The organism is Neobacillus sp. FSL H8-0543, from assembly GCF_038592905.1.
GTDB lineage: Bacteria > Bacillota > Bacilli > Bacillales > Cytobacillaceae > Neobacillus.
On record NZ_CP151943.1, the window covers coordinates 2,687,596 to 2,708,369 of the forward strand.

Annotated in this window: 18 protein-coding genes; 14 read left to right on the plus strand and 4 right to left on the minus strand. The window is 39.4% G+C overall.

Features of this window, described 5'->3' with window-relative positions; translation table 11 throughout:
• Positions 1–8: 8 nt before the first annotated feature.
• Positions 9–1,190, plus strand: coding sequence for a nucleoside transporter C-terminal domain-containing protein (locus tag NSS81_RS13290; RefSeq protein WP_342429199.1), 1,182 nt, complete (start codon positions 9–11; stop codon positions 1,188–1,190).
• Between the two features lie 36 nt (positions 1,191–1,226).
• Here NSS81_RS13290 and NSS81_RS13295 read toward each other — a convergent pair whose 3' ends face one another.
• The 3 genes from NSS81_RS13295 to mgtE all read right to left on the minus strand — a co-directional run bounded on the left by NSS81_RS13295 (position 1,227) and on the right by mgtE (position 5,019).
• Complete coding sequence (locus NSS81_RS13295) at positions 1,227–1,823, minus strand: DedA family protein (protein ID WP_342429200.1); 597 nt, start codon at positions 1,821–1,823, stop codon at positions 1,227–1,229.
• A 296-nt stretch (positions 1,824–2,119) separates the two neighbouring features.
• A complete protein-coding gene (locus tag NSS81_RS13300; protein WP_342429201.1) occupies positions 2,120–3,307 on the minus strand; it encodes an FtsW/RodA/SpoVE family cell cycle protein in 1,188 nt (395 codons plus the stop codon).
• A 353-nt stretch (positions 3,308–3,660) separates the two neighbouring features.
• Positions 3,661–5,019, minus strand: coding sequence for a magnesium transporter (gene mgtE, locus NSS81_RS13305; protein WP_342429202.1), 1,359 nt, complete (start codon positions 5,017–5,019; stop codon positions 3,661–3,663).
• 298 nt (positions 5,020–5,317) lie between these two features.
• Between mgtE and NSS81_RS13310 the strand changes: the two genes are divergently transcribed.
• From NSS81_RS13310 to NSS81_RS13340, 7 genes are all read left to right on the plus strand, one after another.
• Positions 5,318–6,094, plus strand: a complete 777-nt coding sequence (locus NSS81_RS13310; protein ID WP_342429203.1) for a hypothetical protein — start codon at positions 5,318–5,320, stop codon at positions 6,092–6,094.
• A gap of 201 nt (positions 6,095–6,295) precedes the next feature.
• Positions 6,296–7,375 carry a D-alanine--D-alanine ligase gene (locus NSS81_RS13315; protein WP_342429204.1) on the plus strand — a complete coding sequence of 360 codons (1,080 nt, stop codon included), beginning with the start codon at positions 6,296–6,298 and terminating at the stop codon, positions 7,373–7,375.
• A 217-nt stretch (positions 7,376–7,592) separates the two neighbouring features.
• Complete coding sequence (murF, locus tag NSS81_RS13320) at positions 7,593–8,972, plus strand: UDP-N-acetylmuramoyl-tripeptide--D-alanyl-D-alanine ligase (protein ID WP_342429205.1); 1,380 nt, start codon at positions 7,593–7,595, stop codon at positions 8,970–8,972.
• Between the two features lie 107 nt (positions 8,973–9,079).
• Positions 9,080–9,778 (plus strand): alpha/beta fold hydrolase, encoded by a 699-nt coding sequence (locus tag NSS81_RS13325; RefSeq protein WP_342429206.1) that lies wholly within the window; start codon positions 9,080–9,082, stop codon positions 9,776–9,778.
• Positions 9,779–10,124: 346 nt separating this feature from the next.
• Entirely contained in the window at positions 10,125–11,609 is a 1,485-nt protein-coding gene (locus tag NSS81_RS13330; protein ID WP_342429207.1) for a DEAD/DEAH box helicase, read from the plus strand.
• Positions 11,610–11,730: 121 nt separating this feature from the next.
• On the plus strand, positions 11,731–12,210 hold the full coding sequence (locus NSS81_RS13335; protein ID WP_342429208.1) for a PH domain-containing protein: 480 nt from the start codon (positions 11,731–11,733) through the stop codon (positions 12,208–12,210).
• Complete coding sequence (locus NSS81_RS13340) at positions 12,203–13,639, plus strand: PH domain-containing protein (RefSeq protein WP_342429209.1); 1,437 nt, start codon at positions 12,203–12,205, stop codon at positions 13,637–13,639. Before NSS81_RS13335 ends, NSS81_RS13340 begins: the two co-directional genes overlap by 8 nt.
• 47 nt (positions 13,640–13,686) lie before the next feature.
• Here NSS81_RS13340 and NSS81_RS13345 read toward each other — a convergent pair whose 3' ends face one another.
• On the minus strand, positions 13,687–14,412 hold the full coding sequence (locus NSS81_RS13345; RefSeq protein WP_342429210.1) for a rhomboid family intramembrane serine protease: 726 nt from the start codon (positions 14,410–14,412) through the stop codon (positions 13,687–13,689).
• 99 nt (positions 14,413–14,511) lie between these two features.
• Here NSS81_RS13345 and acpS point away from each other — a divergent pair, with 99 nt between their 5' ends.
• The 6 genes from acpS to NSS81_RS13375 all read left to right on the plus strand — a co-directional run bounded on the left by acpS (position 14,512) and on the right by NSS81_RS13375 (position 20,733).
• Entirely contained in the window at positions 14,512–14,862 is a 351-nt protein-coding gene (acpS, locus tag NSS81_RS13350; protein ID WP_342429211.1) for a holo-ACP synthase, read from the plus strand.
• A gap of 176 nt (positions 14,863–15,038) precedes the next feature.
• Positions 15,039–16,055, plus strand: coding sequence for an outer membrane lipoprotein carrier protein LolA (locus NSS81_RS13355; protein ID WP_342429212.1), 1,017 nt, complete (start codon positions 15,039–15,041; stop codon positions 16,053–16,055).
• A gap of 322 nt (positions 16,056–16,377) precedes the next feature.
• Positions 16,378–17,541 (plus strand): alanine racemase, encoded by a 1,164-nt coding sequence (alr, locus tag NSS81_RS13360; RefSeq protein WP_342429213.1) that lies wholly within the window; start codon positions 16,378–16,380, stop codon positions 17,539–17,541.
• Between the two features lie 188 nt (positions 17,542–17,729).
• Entirely contained in the window at positions 17,730–18,011 is a 282-nt protein-coding gene (locus tag NSS81_RS13365) for a CopG family ribbon-helix-helix protein (RefSeq protein ID WP_342429214.1), read from the plus strand.
• Positions 18,012–18,015: 4 nt separating this feature from the next.
• Positions 18,016–18,366: a type II toxin-antitoxin system PemK/MazF family toxin gene (locus NSS81_RS13370; protein ID WP_026574157.1), complete on the plus strand. Its 351-nt coding sequence runs from the start codon at positions 18,016–18,018 to the stop codon at positions 18,364–18,366.
• A gap of 189 nt (positions 18,367–18,555) precedes the next feature.
• The gene (locus NSS81_RS13375) at positions 18,556–20,733 is read left to right on the plus strand and encodes a Tex family protein (protein WP_342429215.1); all 2,178 of its coding nucleotides are present in this window, start codon (positions 18,556–18,558) and stop codon (positions 20,731–20,733) included.
• The last annotated feature ends 41 nt before the right edge of the window (positions 20,734–20,774 follow it).

A 20,774-nucleotide genomic window follows, 5' to 3' on the forward strand; every position in this document is an offset into this window, starting at 1 on the left:
AGACAAAAATGAAATTTGTTTTATTTTTAGCAGCATTAATTATTATCTTTTTACTTGCTTATATCGTTAGTAACAATAAAAGAGGGATTAAAATAAGGCCAATTGTAACCATGCTGGTTTTGCAGCTGCTGTTTGCCTTTTTACTTCTTAATACAGAAATAGGGTTTGTCATCATAAACGCAGTCTCAGCTTTGTTTGATCATATTCTAAGTTATGCGGCAGAGGGAATAAACTTTGTGTTCGGAGGAATGGCAAATGAAGGGGAAGGTCCATTTTTCTTAACCGTTCTGTTACCTATCGTTTTTATTTCTGTACTAATCGGGATTGCTCAGTATATTAAGGTCCTTCCCGTCATCATTCGTTACCTTGGCTTAATTTTAAGTAAAGTAAATGGAATGGGTAAACTGGAATCCTATAATGCTGTGGCTTCAGCTGTTTTTGGCCAGTCCGAGGTGTTTATCTCTGTGAAAAAACAGCTTCCCTATATCCCTGAACATCGTCTTTATACATTGTGTACGTCTGCAATGTCAACGGTTTCGGCATCGATACTGGGGGCTTATATGACGATGATTGAACCGAAATATGTAATAACGGCACTAGTATTGAATTTATTCGGTGGATTTATTATTGCTACTATCATTAATCCATATGAAGTTTCAGAAGAGGAAGATATTATTACTTTTCAAGAAGAGGAGAAACAAACATTTTTTGAAGTAGTAGGCGAATATATTTTAGATGGTTTCAAGGTTGCCATCATTGTTGGGGCGATGGTCCTTGGATTTGTGGCAATAATTAGTATGATTAACCATATATTTGAAGTAATATTTGGCATTAGTTTTCAAATGGTTCTTGGATACGTATTTGCACCGTTTGCTTTTATTATTGGGGTGCCTGCAGGTGAAGTGGTTAAGGCTGGTACGATTATGGCAACTAAATTGTTATCCAATGAGTTTGTTGCTATGATCGATTTAGTGAAAATCACTGATTCCATCTCAAGTAAAACGGTGGGAATCATTTCGGTGTTCCTTGTTTCCTTTGCAAACTTTTCCTCCATCGGAATTATCTCAGGTGCGGTGAAAGGGTTGAATGAAAAGAAGGGTAATCAAGTAGCAAAATTCGGGTTAAAATTGCTTTATGGTGCTACACTCGTAAGCCTGTTAACAGCAGCCGTTACTAGTTTAATGCTCTAATAAAAAGGCACGTATAAGAAAACAACCACCGAAGCTTCAGTCAGTGGTTGTTTTTTTTGTTTTCTTTATTAAAAAGTAGATGACTCCTAGAATAACAGCTCCAATAATAATTGGTAATGTATACTGATGGGCATATTCCTCAATATTTGACCAATTTTCTCCTAACACATGTCCTAAGTAAAGGAAAAGAATCGTCCATGGGATGACAGCCGCCACTGTATAAAGCGTAAATTTAGTAAAGGACATTTTAGCAATACCAGCAGGAATGGAAATGGCGTGTCTAACTACAGGTATAAAGCGGGCAAAGAAGATGACCCCACCACCATACTTCTTAAACCATAGTTCGGAATGATCGATATGTTTCTTTTTGATGAATATATACTTACCGTATTTCTCCAAAAATGGACGTCCACCGTAATATCCGGCCCAATAGATGAACAATTGAGCTAAGGTTCCGCCAATCGTTCCAGCAATGATTGCCCCTGGATATCCGATACTTCCTTGTGAAATCATAAAACCGCCATAGCCTAAGACAATTTCACTGGGGATGACCTCAATCATTAATCCTAAGGCAATGCCTAAATAACCTAAATCTGATAAGAACTCTAAAACTGAAAAAATAAATTCTTTCATACTTCACCTTCACTTTTATGATTTTACTTTTATTAGTTTATAACAGTTTGACCAATAATGAAATAAAATCGATTATAGATAAAGAAGACAACGGAAATCCCCGCTGTCTCTGTTAAACTTGCCTGTTGATTGGAGCTCCAGGCACTTCGCTTTCCGCGGGCAGTCCGGGAGCCTCCTCGGAGCAATGCTCCTGCGGGGTCTCCCGCGACTTGCTCTTCCCACAGGAGTCTTCGTGCCTTCCGCTCCAATCAACAGAGTTAGTAAAATCAACATTTATTTTTAACAGAGACTTACTTCTATAAACTCAAGGATTTACTGGAGGTAAACATGTAATTGCGATGATGATAGCGGATGCTGTAGACGATGCCCATTGCAAACATATTGCCCATTAACGAACTGCCGCCATAGCTAATAAATGGTAATGGAATTCCTGTAATCGGCAACACTTGGATAGTCATCCCAACATTTTGGAAGACATGGAAGGTCAGCATACTTATAATTCCGGTACAAACATATGTATTAAAGGGGTCATTTGTGTCTAAAGCCGTCTTGATTAAATGGTAGATTAATAGAAAGAAGAGGCCAATTACGATACTGCCCCCGACAAAGCCGTATTCCTCGCCGATGATACTAAAGATAAAGTCGGTATGCCCTTCAGGGATATATACTTCCCGATTGCCAAAACCTTTGCCTGAAATGAGACCAGAACCAATAGCACTTAAAGATTTTAACAGATGGTAGCCAGAACTGCTTGAATGGTTAAAGGGGTCAAGCCAAGCATAAATACGATTAAATTTATATTCCTGTACATGAAGATACTTTTCAAGAATTTCAGGTTTGTATACGACCAGATAAATCAAAGAAACGGCAAGGGCAGCGCCAGAGCTAAAAATCGGTAAAATGATTTTCCATGTTATGCCCGAAACTAAGATAAAGCCCGCTAATATCGACAGTAATACTAACGATGTTCCTAAATCATTTTGTTTCATAATGAAAAAAATAGGGAGACCAGTGGTTACAGCTAATTTTATTAATAGCAAGAAGTCGGTTTTGAATCCTTTCTCCAGGTATTTTTCCTGATGCTGTACGGCAACTCGGCTTAGCGCTAAAATCAAAAAGGTTTTGACAAATTCTGAAGGTTGAATCGAACCAAGTTTTGGAATGATAAACCAGCTTTTTGCACCGTTTCGGATGGGGGCAATACTTTCAGGTGCGACGAGAATCGCAATAAGCAATACAATGCCAAATCCATACAAATACCAGGAAAGCCGCTTGTACTGATAACTATCAAAGAAAATTGCGATAGAAATAATAGCTGCACCAACGAGATACCAGAAAATTTGCATCAATAAAAAATTCCTGCCAACGTATTGTTCTGAAGCTTGTGCACTATATATGGCTACACAACTAACTAGGAAAAAAAGAAACAAAATCAATGTTAACGTCCAGTCAAATCGTTCAACTTTTTTTGTGGAATTGTCCATATGTCACACCCGTTTTTTTTCATAATGGCTGTGTTAAACTTGGCTGTTGATTGGAGCTCCAGGCACTTCGCTTTCCGCGGGCGGTCGGTGAGCCTCCTCGGCGCATTCGCGCCTGTGGGGTCTCACCCTGACCTGCTAGTCCCGCTGGAGTCTCGTGCCTTCCGCTTCAATCAACAGGGTTAGAAAAATCAACAATAATGTTTAACACAGCCTTCATAATTTAATTGTTTACTAATAATGATAATATTACGTAACATTTCCTGATTAGGCAAATAGTTACAATAATTAAGACGATTAATTACGGAGGTTTGTTTCATTTTACAGAATATAAAAAGCACGGCCTTTTGGCCGTGCTACATGAGGTATTTTAGAAACATGGTGGCAATCCCAAAGTAAGTGAGCAAGGAAAAGATGTCATTGATAGTTGTTATTAAAGGACCAGAGGCGACGGCAGGGTCTATATTTAAACGAAATAAAATCAACGGTATGATGGTTCCTGCAAGCGTTCCGATAATAAGCGTAAAAAATAGCGAACAGCCGACAACAGCACCTAAAACAAGGCTTCCTTGCCAAAAATATGCGATGATAGATATCAGTATCGCACAGGTAAGGCCAATCGTGACTCCAACCCCGAGCTCACGTGAAATTAATCGAACAATGACTCCTTTATTGATATCATGGGAAATGAGTCCTCTGACAACAACCGCAAGCGATTGCGTTCCAGTGTTTCCAGTCATTCCGGCAATCATCGGCATAAAGAAAGCAATCGCAACAACCTGATCGAGTGTATTTTCAAAACTGCTAATAATTTTTCCAGATATGAGACCGATAAATAAAAGCAAGATTAACCAGGGGAGCCGTCTAGCGGCAGCAACTAATGTCTTTGTTTCAAAGTCAATCGATTTTCCTGTTGCGGATAGCTTTTCGATATCTTCATTTGCTTCCTGTATGACAACGTCAAGGACATCATCAACCGTTACGATTCCGACAAGGATATTATCATCATCTACAACTGGCATGGCCAGAAAGTCATATCGTTCTGTCATCTGAGCGACCACTTCTTGGTCGGTGGTCACGTTTACTGCTATCACGCGCTCATACATGATGTCTTTGATCTTTTCACTAAGGTCTCCTAATAGTAAATCTCTGTAGGAGACAACGCCAACTAGTTTTCGTTCTTCATCGACAACATACAAATAATTAATCGACTCAGCAAACTCGGCAAATGTCTTTAACTTATCTATTGCTTCCCTAATGGTGTAGTTATTGCGAATCCACACAAACCGGTTAGTCATAATTCTCCCGGCCGTTTCTGGCGGATAATTCAGGATATCACTTACGGCTTTTGACTCTTCTATTTTCATTCCTGAAAGGAGCGAATCCTTTTTCTCAGGAGATAATTCATTTAATAATAGTGCTAAGTCATCGTTGTCCATTAAATCGAGTACTTTACTAGACTTCTCGATGCCAAGTTTATTTAATACTTCAAGTTGTTCTTCTTTATCGAGTTCCTCCATGAGGTCAGCAAGCATATCGAAATTTAAATATAAAAGATATCGTGCTTTATGTTTTTCAGGTAAATCCTCGTAAATCTTTGCTATATCATAAGGCTGGAGTTCTTCGAGAAAAGCCTTAAATTCGTCTTTTTTGTTTTCTTTTAAAATTTTTATAATATGGAGAGTAAGTTCATCTTGTGACATATCTTTAATCATCAGGTACACTCCTTCCCGGGGTCGTGCCGTTTCAACTAGATGCGAATTTAGGAGTTATTGCTAATCCTAAAGTAAATAATAATATATGATAAGTAAAACTAGTATGTGTAAATAATATAGAAATCAAGTGATCCATTCAAAACCACATTATAAAGTATTTCAGTTATATATCAAACCACCTAAATGTAAAAGAATTGAAATAAGTATTTCCGCCTATAAACTGATAAAATGGTAATGAATGGTGAATTTCCAGTCATGCTTTAGGATTTACAGTTCTTTTTGATCGGAGGAGTTGGCATTGAAAAAGCGTCATCAAGATATACGCGATCTAGTCTATGTACATTTAAATCAAGCAGATCAGTATGTACTGTCATATGGTATCGAATTTGCTGAATTCGCTGCTGCTTTTTCGGGTTCGTTAAATCATTTACTGTTATTAAAACATCGCTTTGATGATGCTGATTTTAATATGCATACACTGCTGGAATATTGTCCAGAGGAAAGAATAAATAATCTAGCTGCAGATGATGTGTATGGTTACGGTGATTTTTGTTGGATTGATTTTAGTGATGAAGATGTGTTGAATGAACTCACAGGTCAGGAAATGGCTGAATTATTATACTTAGGACATCAAAAGCAGCATTTAAAACTGCCTTTTTATAATAAACTTGAAAACCGTTTTGTCTATTTAGCGCATGATGATGGTTTTTTTAATAAAACCTATTACCGCAGCTTTAAGGACTTTTTCCATGTTCTAAGTGTGGCGATTACTGATAAATTAGGGGCATTAAAGCTTGAAAAATCGCTATTGGGCATTAAAAGAAAACGGTCCTATCCGCCAATAAATAAAGAAATTTTCCTATCGTTAACCCCTTTTATCAAGGAGGGTATATGTATTTCTTTACGGGATATAGATCTCCAGCGAGGACGACTTGAAATTCCAGTTTGGATTATTGGAGATTTTGCTTCAATGGATGATATGTATGAGGGATATGAACAAATTGTCAGCGAACCCTCTCATGCAAAAATCATCTTTGATAAAAAAACAAAAGAATGGAAGTTGCACCTCAGTTAATCTCTCCGGTGAATAGGGGAGATTTTTCTTAGGAGAAACCTCTATACTTGCAAATAATGGTTTTTAGGCAAGCAATTGTGTCATAAAGTAATAATTAGGAAATAGTAAAAAAAAGTCATGAAAAAACACGTAAGCTACATTCTTTTTTTAACTAATAAAGTGGTAAAATATATATCGTGAATGAGAATATGGAGGTTTAGTATGAAAACAAAAATTGGTTTATTATACGGAGGTAAATCTGCCGAACATAAAGTATCCTTACAAACGGCTCTTGCTGTTATTGGGGCACTGGATCTTGAAAAATTTGAAATACATCCGATTTACATAAATGAAGAAGGTCAATGGATCAAAGGACCACAACTAACTGGCCCAGTTGAAAACGTAAGTGCACTAGGGTTTTCTGGCGATAATCAGGTCTCAACATTATCTTTAGCACCAGCACTTTTTCACTCCGGCACACAAGCGAACGAGCCGTTGGATGTCATTTTTCCGCTATTGCATGGTCCGAATGGGGAAGATGGAACAGTACAAGGATTACTTGAGCTGTTAAACCTTCCTTATGTCGGTAATGGAGTGCTTGCCTCCGCGGCTGGTATGGATAAGGTTATGATGAAGAATGTATTTGCGCAAGCGGGACTTGCGCAAGTGAATTACCTTGCCTTTATTAAAAGTGAATGGGAGAAAGAGAAAGCAACTGTTTATACAAAAGTGGAACAAGAGCTAGGATACCCATGTTTTGTAAAGCCGGCTAATTTGGGCTCAAGCGTGGGGATCAGTAAGTGTTCTAATCAATCTGAATTAGAGGCTGCCTTTATAGAGGCCTTCCAGTTTGACCGTAAAGTCATTATTGAAGAAGGTGTGGTCGCTCGTGAAATTGAGGTTGGTATTCTCGGTAATGATGAACCGGAATGCTCTGTCCCTGGCGAAATTGTTGCGAAGAAGGACTTTTATGATTATAAAGCGAAATATGAAGATGGCGATACAGCGATGATTATTCCAGCGGATGTAACGGATACGGAATATCAACATATTAAAGAGATGGCAATAAAGGCCTTTAAAGCACTCGATTGCTCTGGTCTTGTCCGCGCAGACTTCTTCCTGACTAAGGATGGAAGGGCACTAATCAATGAAGTAAATACCATGCCGGGTTTTACCCCATTTAGCATGTTCCCGCTTTTATGGAAGCATACAGGGGTTGAATATCCGCAATTGATTGAACGTCTGGTCAACCTGGCAAAAGAAAGACATACCCAAAAACAAAATATAAAATATACTTTTTAAAAGGAAAAGCTTAAGCGACTGGGTCAGGGAAAAAGAGGTTCATTTTTTCCTAGGGGCGACAGGCACTGGAGGGCCAGCAGATGAAGTCGTGCATTTTGACTTCAGCTGATGGACCGAAGTGACCCCGAGCCCCTAGTCGCTGAAGCTAGACAAAAGGACGGTGACACGGTAAATAGCCGTGTCTGTTTTTTTAGTTAAAGCGGGAGGTACATGAGGAATGATAAAAAGAACATTAAAACAGGTCTCCGAGATGGTTTCAGCAAAAAATGAGATATCTTCATTTGCTGAAACAATGATTACGGGTGTTTCCATTGACTCTAGGGATATTGCACAGGGTAATTTGTTTATTCCTTTTAAAGGGGAACAGTCTGATGGCCATAAATATGTAGAGGATTCGATTCGAAAGGGAGCGGCGGCAGCCTTGTGGCAGAGTGATGTTCCTAATCCCCCGTCACATTTACCGATTTTGATTGTCGATGACTGTTTGGAGGCTTTGCAGGAACTAGCCAGAAAGTACCGAAATGAACTTGCTGTAAAGGTTGTGGGGATTACTGGAAGTAATGGAAAAACAACCACAAAAGATATGACTGCTGGCTTGCTTGCAACAAAGTATAAGGTCAAAAAAACAGCAGGCAATTTTAATAATCAGATTGGACTTCCTTTGACTGTACTAGATATGGATGAGGATACCGAAATAGCTGTCTTAGAAATGGGGATGAGTGGAAGAGGAGAGATTGAATTTCTCACAAAGCTTGCTCGCCCTGATGCAGTTGTGATAACAAATATTGGAGAATCACACCTACTTGACCTTGGATCAAGAGAGGGGATTGCAGAAGCAAAGCTTGAAATTTTGCAAGGACTGGACGATGGCGGCTTGGCCGTGCTGAATGGTGATGAGCCACTCTTAATGGAACGAATTCATCAGCATAAAGGAAATGTAAAAGTTCAAACGTTTGGAAGAAACAATACAAATGATCTTTATCCAACGGACATAATACAATTAGATCAAGGCAACCGCTTCAAAATTAACAGCACCGCCGAAAGTTTTGAACTACCGGTTCTAGGAACTCATAATATTATGAATGCACTTGCGGCCATGCTGATTGCCAGATATTTTTCGGTACCCTTTGAAAAAATGAATGAGGGCTTAGCTAACCTTAAACTAACCAACATGCGAATGGAACTTGTTGAAGGGCAGAACGGTGAAAAAATTATTAATGATGCCTATAATGCAAGTCCTACATCGATGATGGCAGCGATTGAATTAGTTTCAAACCTTAAAGTATACGAACGGAGAATCCTTGTTCTCGGCGATATGCTGGAACTCGGTCCACAGGAAGAACAATACCATCTGCAAATTGGTGAAGGCTTGCATGAGGATAAAGTGGATTTGCTTTTTACCTACGGACCCTTAGGGCTGCATATTGCTAAAGGGGCAAGAAAAACATTAGGAGAGCAGAGAGTTTTTGCTTATACTGATAAGTCAGAGCTAATTACCCAATTAAAGCAGCATGTAAATGATAAAACATTAGTTCTTGTCAAGGCTTCAAGAGGCATGCGATTAGAGGAAATTGTGCAGTCCTTACAAAAGAAATAAGAAATTGCTAAAAATATACTCGAAAGGCTCATCAAAAAATCCGTATGCAAAGATAGGTTCTTGGCAAACTAAAAGCAGAAATACTTATCCAAAGCAGGTGAGAAAACATGATTGGCTGCTTATGTATTCATGGCTTTACAGGTTCACCATATGAAGTGGAACCCTTGGCAGAGTATTTAAATAAGCATACGGATTGGGTATTTAGTGTTCCGACGCTCCCAGGTCATGGTGATATTCTTTCTTTGAAAGGTATCCATTATCAACAATGGATTGGACATGCGGAGGAAGAATTAAAAAAGCTGATTGATACATGTGATAGGGTTTATGTGATAGGTTTTTCTATGGGAGGAATGATTGCTAGCCTGCTTGCAGCTATGTATCCTGTGGACAAGCTTGTACTTCTTAGCGCGGCAGCATATTATTTGAATCCTAAACAAATGGCCAGTGAAATTAAATCAATGATCCTTGACACGTTCAAAGGTAATTTGAATAACAATGAATTGTTTTTGCGCTATAAACGAAAAATAAAAGGAACACCTATTACGGCAGCATTGCAATTCCGCAGACTTGTCTCTTATATCAAACCTCTTCTGCCGCAAATAGAAACACCAACATTGATTGCGCAGGGTGAGTGTGATGGGATTGTACCGCCCAAAAGTGCTGAATACTTATACCGAACAATTAATGCAAAAACAAAACGGCTTACCTATATAAAGGATTCAAACCATCATATTTGCCACTGTGAGGAAAAGGATGCCCTATTTTCCCAGGTTTTTGACTTTTTGATGGACGGTACTTCTGGTTAGCAATGATTGCACGCGCCTTTATTGCTTTATACAAGGAAAAGTGTTATGCTTATTTGCAACGTGTCTAAAGAACGGTGAATAAAGGGGCATACTCCTTGTTGGAGAATGTCTTTTTTTGGTAAAATATAGTTGTTACCTATTAACGGCATTTTGATGCGTGTCTAGCTGATGCGCCTAGGGGCTCGAGCTACTTCAGTCCAGTCTAGAAGTCCCCATATGGATTTCTCTCACAAGTCCCTCCTGCGCTTTTCGCCACTAGTCACGGCACTTAAGCAATATTTACGAGTATCGGGCGAAAATATTCAGCATAAAAATATTTTCACATAGATGAAGGAGAATGAAAACATTGACAAAGTTCGAAGATTTAGGCCTAAGTCAGGCCACTTTACAAGCTGTTCTCAAAATGGGTTTTGAGGAAGCTACACCAATCCAAGCAGAAACAATTCCAATGGGCTTACAAAATAAGGATTTGATCGGGCAAGCTCAAACAGGAACTGGTAAAACAGCTGCATTTGGTATCCCTTTAGTTGAAAAGGTTGACGTGAGCAGAGATGCAATTCAGGGAATCATCATCGCGCCAACGCGTGAGCTTGCGATTCAAGTATCGGAAGAGCTTTATAAAATTGGCTCTGGAAAAAGAGTTCGCGTCTTATCTATCTATGGTGGCCAAGATATTAGCCGCCAAATTCGCTCATTAAAGAAATTCCCGCATATTATTGTAGGTACTCCAGGGCGCGTTTTGGATCATATCAACAGAAAAACAATGCGTCTTGATACGGTTAACACCGTTATTCTGGATGAGGCGGATGAAATGTTAAACATGGGATTCATCGAAGACATTGAATCCATTCTTGCTTCAACACCGTCTGAGCGTCAAACATTACTTTTCTCAGCAACAATGCCGGGACCGATTCAAAGAATGGCAGAAAAGTTTATGAAGGACCCGCAAATTGTACGAGTTAAGACAAAAGAAATGACAGTACCAGCGATTGAACAACGTTACCTTGAAGTAATCGAAAAGAATAAATTTGATGTGTTAACACGTCTTCTTGATATTCAATCACCTGAGTTGGCGATTATTTTCGGACGGACGAAACGCCGTGTAGATGAATTATCTGAAGCTTTAACATTAAGAGGATATTCTGCAGAAGGAATCCATGGTGATTTAAGTCAGGCAAAACGTATGTCTGTCCTTCGTAAATTTAAAGAAGGTTCCATTGATGTACTTGTAGCTACAGATGTAGCAGCTAGAGGTCTGGACATTTCTGGGGTTACTCATGTGTACAATTTTGATATTCCACAGGATCCAGAAAGCTATGTCCACCGTATTGGTCGTACAGGACGTGCTGGTAAATCAGGAATGGCACTAACATTCTTTACCCCTCGTGAAAAATCTTATCTTGCTGTATTAGAAAGAACGACGAAAAGTAAGATGGTAAGAATGACAGCACCAACGCTTGATGAAGCATTAGAAGGTCAACAACGTGCAGTTGTCGACAAAATTGTTGCAACGATTGACTCGAATAACCTTCAATATTATAAAGCAGCGGCTCAAGAACTTCTTGAAGAAAATGATGCATCAACCGTTATTGCGGCTGTTTTAAAAATGTTAGTTAAAGAACCAGATACGACACCAATCAAGCTTACGGAGGAACAATCTCCGCAAAGAAGAGATAGAAAGCCGCAAGACCGTGATCGTGATCGTAGTAGAGGAAGAAGAGATGATAATAGAAGCTACGATTCTTCTCGCGGACGTAAAAAGGGACCGGTTAAGCCAAGAACAGGTGAAAAGCGTACCTCGTCAAGTAAACCAAGAACATTTAATAAATAAAAGACAAGAGCATGGGCAAATAGTCCATGCTCTTTTTATTAGCCAAGAATTAGAATTTTATCATGTTTTTACTATTTGTTACCATGTATACTAAAGGAGATAGGGAACAGGAGGGATGAATTTGAATTTAGAGCCTAAAAAGCGAATTTCAGCCGAAGCGCTAAAGGTGTGGAAAATCTCTGGAGCGATTTTGGTTACAGTCGGCTGGAGTTTAGCGGCGACAGCTATTTTTATCATACATATTTTTGATTGGCCCGTTTGGATTTCAGCTGCTCTTATTATTTTTGGGATATTTGAATTATTATTACTTGTCTTTATATTACCTTCACTCAAGTGGAAACGTTGGAGATATGAAGTGCGTGAAGAGGAGATTGAACTCCAACGGGGGATATTTATTCAAACGAGAACCTTGATTCCGATGATCCGAGTCCAGCATGTAGATACCGTACAGGGGCCGCTTTTACGCAGGTATCGTTTAGCTTCTGTGATTATTAATACCGCAGCGACAGCTCATGAAATTCCTGCCCTGGAAGAAAGTGAAGCAGAAGAATTACGAACCTTTATTTCTAACTTAGCAAGGGTGGCGGATGAGGATGTTTGAGCCGAAACGACTGCATCCGATCTTCATTGTTATTAATATTGGTAAGAGGATTAAGGATCTTCTATTTACCTTCATTGCCTTGTTTTTTATTGGGAATAAAGGAAATGGGGGCTGGATTTTCCTATTGGGTGCTGCAGCCATTGCGGTTACAGTCATTATAGTTATGAGTGTTTTTTCGTGGTTAAGATATACCTATCGGCTGGAGCAAGGGGAGCTTAGGATCGAGTATGGTGTTTTCGTTAGGAAAAAACGATATATTCCTTTTGAACGGATTCAAAGCCTTGATATCTCTGAAGGCTTATTACAGCGTATGTTTGGAATGGTTAAGCTTCAAATTGAAACAGCTGGCGGAAGCGGACAAGATGAGGCAGAGGCGGTTCTAGCAGCAATCTCTAAAGAAGAGGCGCGGATTATTCAGGAATATGTAGCAGCGGCCAAACAGTCAACCCCTCGTGCTTCAGATAATCTAGAAGCGGCAATTGATAGCCAGACCGTCTATAAAATCACTCCCTCTCAATTAATTGTCTTGTCACTTACATCAGGCGGAGTAGGAGTTGTTATTTCAGCGGTGCTAGCATTTCTTTCGCAAATAGATGATTTGATTCCTTATGGAAAAATTTTTCGGGGAATTGAAACTTGGATAGTGAGCAATACGATTATCGTCATCGCTGTCATGATATTTATAGGATTGCTACTTGCTTGGATTATTGCGCTCATTGGAACAATGCTTAAATATGCAAACTTCACTGTCACTAAAACAGAACATGATTTAGTTATATCTCAAGGACTGCTTGAAAGAAGGCAGATTACGATACCGTTAAAACGAATTCAAGCCATTCGAATTAATGAAAATATTGTTCGTCAGCTTCTTGGTCTTGGGACTGTTTTTGTTGAAAGCGCAGGAGGGTCGGCCAAAAACCAAGAGGGTTCTAAGGTGATGCTCTTGCCTTTGGTTAAAATGAATCAGATTGCCCCGATTTTAGAACCGTTTATTACGGATTACCAATTGAATAACAGCTTTACTCCTGTTCCTGAAAGGGCGAGAGTTCGCTATCTTTTTCGCAACAGCTATTGGACGATTCCGATCGTTTTAGCTTCCTTGTTTTTTTGGAAAGTATGGGGACTTCTCTCTTTGATCCTTTTAGGAATGGTTTTGATTTGGGCTGTGATGGAATACAAAGATGCGGGTTGGATTATTTCAGGACAGCAGTTGAGTCTTCGTTACCGTACAATTGTTAGAACAACCGTTCATATGAAGAAAAACAAAATTCAAAGTTTAGATATAAGGGAAAGCTATTTTCAAAAGAAAAAGAACTTAGCCACAATTGAGGCATTTGTGAAGGTAGGTTTTGGCGGTTCCGGCGGAAAGGTGCTGGACCTTGAACAAAATGATGTAAAAAAGGTCTATTCATGGTATTCGAGGAAATAATAAAAAGGATTGCAACCAAAGTTGCAATCCTTCCTTTTATCTAGGCATTATCTAAAAAATAAACCTAAGAGGACTAATATGAGAATAACTGCCCAAATGATGATCTTCAAAGGTGATTGAAAGCTGATATTCTTTCTTTGGCTGCTAGCCCAGCTCGTTGTGCCACTCACCGAGGAAGAGAGGTCTTTTGTATTATAATAAGGTACTGCACCAAGTAAAAAGCCGCCTAGTAGGCCAAATAAATGAGCGGTAATATTAATATTAGGCTGGAGGAAGGTCATAACTAAACCTAGTCCGCATAGCGTAAGAATAATTTGTGAGTTTTGCTGAGACAGCATATTTTTTCTGAAAATAATAATGCTTATATAGTAACCAAACAATCCAAAAATGGCACCGCTGGAACCAACGTGGATATAGGGTAAAGGTTCAAGAAGCAGAGTGGCTATATTGGCGATGATTCCGGCCCCGAGATAGACAAACAAAAATTTTCCTCTCCCGAGCATCTGCTCTAACGCTGGTCCGAAAAGAACTAGGGAGAAACTATTGAATAATACATGAGCAAAGCCGCTATGCATAAAAATGGGGGTTATGAGCCTCCAAATTTCTCCTTCCATAATATAAAGATTAACTCCTGAAAATGTCGCGAAAAACCAGTAATTTGGGAAGAATGGTAAGACTGTGAAAAGATATAGGGCAAAATGGATGGCAATAATAGTAGAAACAATGGGATAAAAGCGGATAAATTCTTTGAAATTCTCCGTTCTAGTAAACATAAGGACCTCCTTAACATACCTACTAACACCATCATAGGCTAATTTTCAAATTTGTACATTAATATGTTAATTGTAACTTAAATAGAAGGGATATGGACTATGATTAAAGGAATTGGTATTGATATTATTGAACTATCAAGAATAGAGGAGATAGTATCTAGGCAAAAGAAATTAATTGACCGAATACTTACACAGGGGGAAAAAGAAATATTTGAAGAACTTTCTGAACGTAGAAGGATTGAGTTTTTAGCAGGCAGGTTTGCTGCTAAGGAGGCCTATTCAAAGGCAAATGGAACAGGAATTGGCAAGGAGTTATCCTTTTTAGATATTGAAATAAAGTCAGATTCTTCAGGAAAACCCTATTTTATAAAACCGTTAACAAAGGCGCATTTATCTATCTCCCATAGTAGAGAGTATGTCGTAGCCCAAGTCATTATTGAAGAGAAATAGTAAAAAATATAAACAGCTTGGCATATTCATTATCATAAACCCAAAGGTTGTCTCATATATTCATAGGGAACTAGGAGAGACAAGGTCAGCTTGGTCATACTATTATCCACTGCCTGATCCCTGCCTTTCTCTTCTTTTATATTCATATGAAAATGAGACAAGAAGGGGTTGAAAGAATGAAGGAAAAGTTGTTGCTGCTGATTTCGGGGATACTGGTTATCTTTATCCTGGCAGCTTGTGGCACGAAGTCACAAGAGGATGTAGTCAAGGCGTTAGATAGTAAACAAAAGGAATTATCAGGGTATAAAGTTGACGCGACGATGACGTTGAAAATGGGCTCCGATTCGCAGGTTTATAAAGTAGAAATCTGGCATAAGGATCCGTCATTTTACCGCGTGAATTTGAAAAATGCAGAAAAAGACCAAAGTCAAATGATTTTAAGGAATGAGGAAGGGGTATTTGTGTTAACCCCAGCTCTTAAAAAGTCCTTCAAATTCCAAAGCGATTGGCCGAAAAACAGCAGTCAGGCCTATTTGTACGAATCATTAATTAAGGACATAATCGAGGATAAAAGTGCAAAGTTCACTGCTACAAAGGATCATTATGTTTTCGAAACAAAAACACGCTATCAAAATAATAGTATGCTGCCAATACAAGAAATAAAGCTAAATAAGAGTGATTTATCACCTGCTATGGTAAAGGTGATGGATCCTGATCGGAAGGCGCTTGTAACGGTTGAATTTTCAAAAGTAACCTTTAATGCAAAATTTGACAAAAGTGATTTTGATATGCAAAAGAATATGACACGTGCTCAGATTGGCTTGCCTGCAATGGCGGATGGTAAAGAACAGTCCTTTACAGTTAAATATCCAACCTTTGAAATCGAAGGTACAAAGTTAATTGATGAAAAAGAAGTCAAAATTGAAGATGGCAAACGTGTTGTTCTCACGTATGATGGTGGCGAAAAGTCCTTCACGCTTGTACAAGAAAAAGTTGCAGTCAAAGAGGCTTCTACTTCCCCTACCTATGTAGACGGTGATTTGGTAGACCTGGGTATGACGATTGGTGCGGTTTCTGAAGGTTCACTTACTTGGTCAGTAGATGGCGTGGATTACATGATTGCTTCGAATAATTTAACAGAAGAAGAACTTATAGAAATTGCCAGGTCTGTTCAAGGTGAAGTAGGAAAATAAGCTTAAAGTACAGATCCTGTTAAAGGGATCTGTTTTTTTTGCTGTGTTAAAGTTATTGTGATTTTGTAACTATGTTGATTTGCGCGGAAGGTGCGAGACTCCTGCAGGAGTAAGGGCCAGGGGGAGACCCCGCAGGCGCTTAGGCGCAGAGGAGGCTCCCCGGACCTCCTGCGGAAAGCGAAGCACCTGGAGCACAAATCAACAAGCCAGTTAAATGGCCTTCTTTTTTGTAATAATAATTTGACATTAGGTATTTGTAGTTTGATAATCAATAAGTAAAATAAAAGAGATAGTAATGAATTAGTAATTAGGAAGTGGAAAAATGACAGAGCAGGGCTTTTTCTATAGAGATACCTGGGCAGAGGTTGATTTGGATTGTATTCTCTCAAATGTTGCCTCCGTTAAAAAACATTTACCGAAAGATGTGGAGATTATTGCAGTTGTAAAGGCAAATGGTTACGGTCATGGAGACCTGAAAGTGGCCGAAACTGCTCTAGCTGCGGGTGCAACCTATTTGGCAGTAGCTTTTATGGATGAAGCGATTGCCCTAAGGAATAAAGGGATTACCGCTCCCATTCTCGTTTTAGGTGCAACTCGTCCGGAAGATGTACATGTGGCAATAAAATATGACATTACAATAACCATCATTCAAGAGGAATGGTTAAAAGCCGCACAACCTCATTTATCAACAGATAAAGTGCTTTCAGTGCATATTAAGCTGGATACCGGTATGGGGAGAATTGGTATCCGGAGTAAAGAAGAGCTGGCAGCAGTTGAGCAAATAATATTGAAGGACGATAGAATCAATCTAGAAGGGGTATTTACTCACTTTGCGACAGCTGATGAATTGGATCAAACATATTTTCAGAAGCAAATGGAGTTATTTAACGACTTATTAGGCGTTTTGAAAAACCGCCCTAAATACGTTCATAGCAGTAACAGTGCTGCGGCATTAAGATTTCCTGAAGCCTATTTTAACGCCGTTCGTATCGGGATTGCCATGTATGGATTGACACCTTCTCCTGAGATGGAACAAGAAATTCCTTTTCCGCTCAAAGAGGTTTTTTCGCTTCGTTCGCGGCTCGTCCATGTAAAGAAATTAGAAAAAGGCGACAAAGTAAGCTATGGGGCGACATATGAGTCGACGGGAGAAGAATGGATTGGGACAATCCCCATCGGTTACGCTGATGGTTGGATAAGAGGCCTGCAAAATCAGGAGGTTCTCGTTGATGGTGAAAGGGCACCAATTGTTGGAAGGATCTGTATGGACCAATGTATGGTGCACCTGCCGCATTATGTGCCTGTTGGAACGACGGTTACACTAATTGGACATCAACAAAACCAATTTATCTCGATAAATGAAATAGCGAGGAAGTTAGACACAATTAACTATGAAGTCCCATGTATCATCTCGACACGTGTCCCTCGTTTATATAAAAGAGGAGAACAAATTGTCGATTTAAAAAATTATTTATTGCCCCAATAAACGGGGTTAAATGGTGCTAATCGAACATATTAATGGTAATGCGGAAATTTTTTGCATAAAAGGTTATTTATTTGGTCTATAATACAGGAGAATTAGAAATAGTCTATGCATTATTCTTGAGAAGTGTTATTATTAAATATGGTACAGAGAAAAAAATTGGTGTGTAGTGATGGTGGAGGTGTATGTTTGTGTCTGATACTGGCGCAACTACGGAAATCTTAGTGAAATTACCGCAACATCTTTTAACCGAGTTAGACGGTTTCGCGAAACTTGAAAACGTTAATCGCAGTGAGTTTATTTATCAAGCAACTAAAATGTATTTACGCGAACGTAAAAAGAGACAAATTCGCGAATCCATGAGACGTGGATACATGGAAATGGCCAAGATCAATTTAACCATTGCATCGGAAGCATTTCAAGCAGAATTTGAGGCAGAACACACAGTTGAACGTCTTGTAAGTGGAGGGTAATCCCTTGATTGTCAAGCGTGGTGACGTTTATTTCGCAGACCTATCCCCAGTTGTTGGTTCTGAACAAGGCGGCGTCCGTCCGGTTCTAGTTATCCAAAACGACATCGGGAATCGGTTTAGTCCCACAGTTATTGTTGCAGCGATTACAGCACAAATTCAAAAAGCGAAGCTTCCGACGCATGTAGAAATAGATGCGAAGCGCTACGGCTTTGAACGAGACTCAGTCATACTTTTAGAACAGATTCGTACAATTGATAAACAGAGATTAACCGATAAAATCACACATCTCGATGACGAAATGATGGAAAAAGTTGATGATGCACTACGAGTAAGTATAGGACTCATCGAATTTTAACTTGTCATGCACGCTCTTTCTTGAAAGAGCGTTTTTTTATACATATTCTAGACCTCATAGTTGTGTTTCTGCGCATTTGCGGGCTGAATAGCTCGCTTTTTTTTATTAATTTTTAAGTGATTTGCGCTCAAGATGAAACGCTAGGTTGAATTTGATACAATATATAGTAAAGAAGTGGAGGTATATAACGTGATTGATACTGTTGTTAAAGATGAACAGCTTTTTGGAAAAATCGCTACTGAACAGACGGTTTCCAAAAGCCAAGTAAAGAGTGTCATCTCTTTATTAAACGAGGGTAATACTGTCCCTTTCATTGCCCGTTACCGAAAGGAAATGACTGGCGCGCTGGATGAGGTGCAAATTCGAGATATCCAAGACCGCTGGCAATATATACAAAACCTGGAGCAAAGAAAAGAAGAAGTTCTCCGGATTATTGCTGAACAGGGAAAATTAACCGATGAATTAACCTTAAAGATTACTAAAGCAGAAAAGCTGCAAGAAATTGAAGATTTATATCGGCCGTATAAACAGAAAAGACGAACGAAAGCAACCGTTGCAAAAGAAAAAGGCTTGGAACCATTTGCAGAATGGATACTAACTTTCCCGATGGATAGCATTGAAGGCAAGGCGAACGAATTTTTATCAGAAGAAAAAGAAGTTTTGTCGATTGAAGATGCAATCGCTGGTGCAAAGGATATCATCGCTGAAATGGTTTCAGATGATGCGGAAGTCCGAAAGTGGATTCGGAACGAGACATTTAAGTCAGGAGCTGTTGAATCTACCGTCAAGTCAGACGAAAAGGACGAAAAAAAGGTATATGAAATGTACTATGAATATAAAGAACCAGTAAACAAAATTGTTCCGCATCGAATCCTTGCGTTAAATCGAGGTGAGAAGGAAGATATTTTGAGAGTTGCCATTAAGGTAAATGTAGAAGTAATCCACTCTTATTTATCAAGGAAATGGATTCGTAAGCAGCACTCCCCGGCGGCGCCTCATGTACTGGAGGCGATTGAAGATAGCTATAAAAGACTTATACAGCCCTCAATTGAGAGGGAAATTCGAAGTGAACTAACAGAAAAGGGTGAAACCCAAGCGATACATATATTTTCTGAAAACCTCCGTAACCTGCTATTACAGCCACCATTAAAAGGGAAGGTTGTTATCGGAGTAGACCCTGCCTATCGGACAGGCTGTAAGCTTGCTGTCGTTGATGAAACGGGAAAAGTCTTGAAAATTGATGTTATCTATCCACACCCCCCTGTTTCAAAAACGAAGGAAGCTAGAGCGAAATTTATAAGTATTCTTAGGGATTATAAGGTGGAGATGGCTGCAATCGGAAATGGTACAGCTTCACGGGAAACTGAGCAGTTTGTTGCTGATATCCTTAAAGAAATGAACGAAGAGATTTATTACTTAATCGTAAATGAAGCGGGTGCAAGTGTTTACTCTGCCTCTGATATAGCGAGAGAAGAGTTTCCGAACTTCCAAGTAGAAGAAAGAAGTGCGGTCTCAATAGCAAGGCGCCTGCAAGATCCGCTAGCTGAGTTGGTGAAAATTGATCCGAAATCTGTAGGTGTTGGTCAATACCAGCATGATGTTACTCAAAAGAAACTTTCTGAATCCCTACATTTTGTTGTCGAGACGGCGGTTAACCGTGTCGGAGTAAATGTAAATACAGCTTCAGCCTCTTTGCTCCAATATGTGGCGGGACTAACGAAAACTGCAGCCAATAATATTGTGAAAAAGCGAGAAGAAGAAGGGAAATTTTCAAGTCGGATTCAATTAAAGAAGGTCCCGCGCTTAGGGGCTAAAACATATGAACAAGCCATAGGTTTCTTGCGGGTATTAGATGGAAAACAGCCGCTAGATAGGACAGGGATTCACCCTGAAAACTATGATGAAGTGAAGAAATTATTAACAAATCTAGGCTTTAAAGCAGATGATTTAGGTTCAGCGGCATTAAGAGATACTCTAAATGGACTTGACTTAAAGGCGGTTTCTGCAGAACTATCAATTGGTGAACTAACTTTAAAAGATATAATCGATGCGCTAGTAAGACCGGAAAGAGACCCACGTGACGATATGCCGCGTCCGCTCTTGAAAAAGGACGTTCTTAAATTAGAAGACTTGAACCCGGGAATGGAACTTCAGGGTACGGTTCGAAATGTAGTCGACTTTGGTGCGTTCATTGATATCGGTGTAAAACAAGATGGACTCGTTCATATTTCGAAGTTAAGTAATCGATTTGTGAAACATCCCATGTCGGTAGTATCTGTAGGAGATGTGGTAACCGTCTGGGTTGACTCGGTGGATCGGAACAAAGGTCGTGTTGCATTGACAATGCTGCCCCCTTCTAAGGAGTAAGAACAATAAAGATGGATTCACGAATAGCAGGAAAAACCCGT

Excerpts from the sequence above, each read along its gene's own strand:
- NSS81_RS13340 (WP_342429209.1), top strand. The coding sequence starts at position 12,203 with ATGTTTGAGCCGAAACGACTGCATCCGATCTTCATTGTTATTAATATT.
- murF (WP_342429205.1), top strand. The coding sequence starts at position 7,593 with ATGATAAAAAGAACATTAAAACAGGTCTCCGAGATGGTTTCAGCAAAA.
- mgtE (WP_342429202.1), bottom strand. The coding sequence starts at position 5,019 with ATGATTAAAGATATGTCACAAGATGAACTTACTCTCCATATTATAAAA.
- NSS81_RS13295 (WP_342429200.1), bottom strand. The coding sequence starts at position 1,823 with ATGAAAGAATTTATTTTTTCAGTTTTAGAGTTCTTATCAGATTTAGGT.
- NSS81_RS13315 (WP_342429204.1), top strand. The coding sequence starts at position 6,296 with ATGAAAACAAAAATTGGTTTATTATACGGAGGTAAATCTGCCGAACAT.
- alr (WP_342429213.1), top strand. The coding sequence starts at position 16,378 with ATGACAGAGCAGGGCTTTTTCTATAGAGATACCTGGGCAGAGGTTGAT.
- acpS (WP_342429211.1), top strand. The coding sequence starts at position 14,512 with ATGATTAAAGGAATTGGTATTGATATTATTGAACTATCAAGAATAGAG.
- NSS81_RS13300 (WP_342429201.1), bottom strand. The coding sequence starts at position 3,307 with ATGGACAATTCCACAAAAAAAGTTGAACGATTTGACTGGACGTTAACA.
- NSS81_RS13355 (WP_342429212.1), top strand. The coding sequence starts at position 15,039 with ATGAAGGAAAAGTTGTTGCTGCTGATTTCGGGGATACTGGTTATCTTT.
- NSS81_RS13290 (WP_342429199.1), top strand. The coding sequence starts at position 9 with ATGAAATTTGTTTTATTTTTAGCAGCATTAATTATTATCTTTTTACTT.
- NSS81_RS13325 (WP_342429206.1), top strand. The coding sequence starts at position 9,080 with ATGATTGGCTGCTTATGTATTCATGGCTTTACAGGTTCACCATATGAA.
- NSS81_RS13345 (WP_342429210.1), bottom strand. The coding sequence starts at position 14,412 with ATGTTTACTAGAACGGAGAATTTCAAAGAATTTATCCGCTTTTATCCC.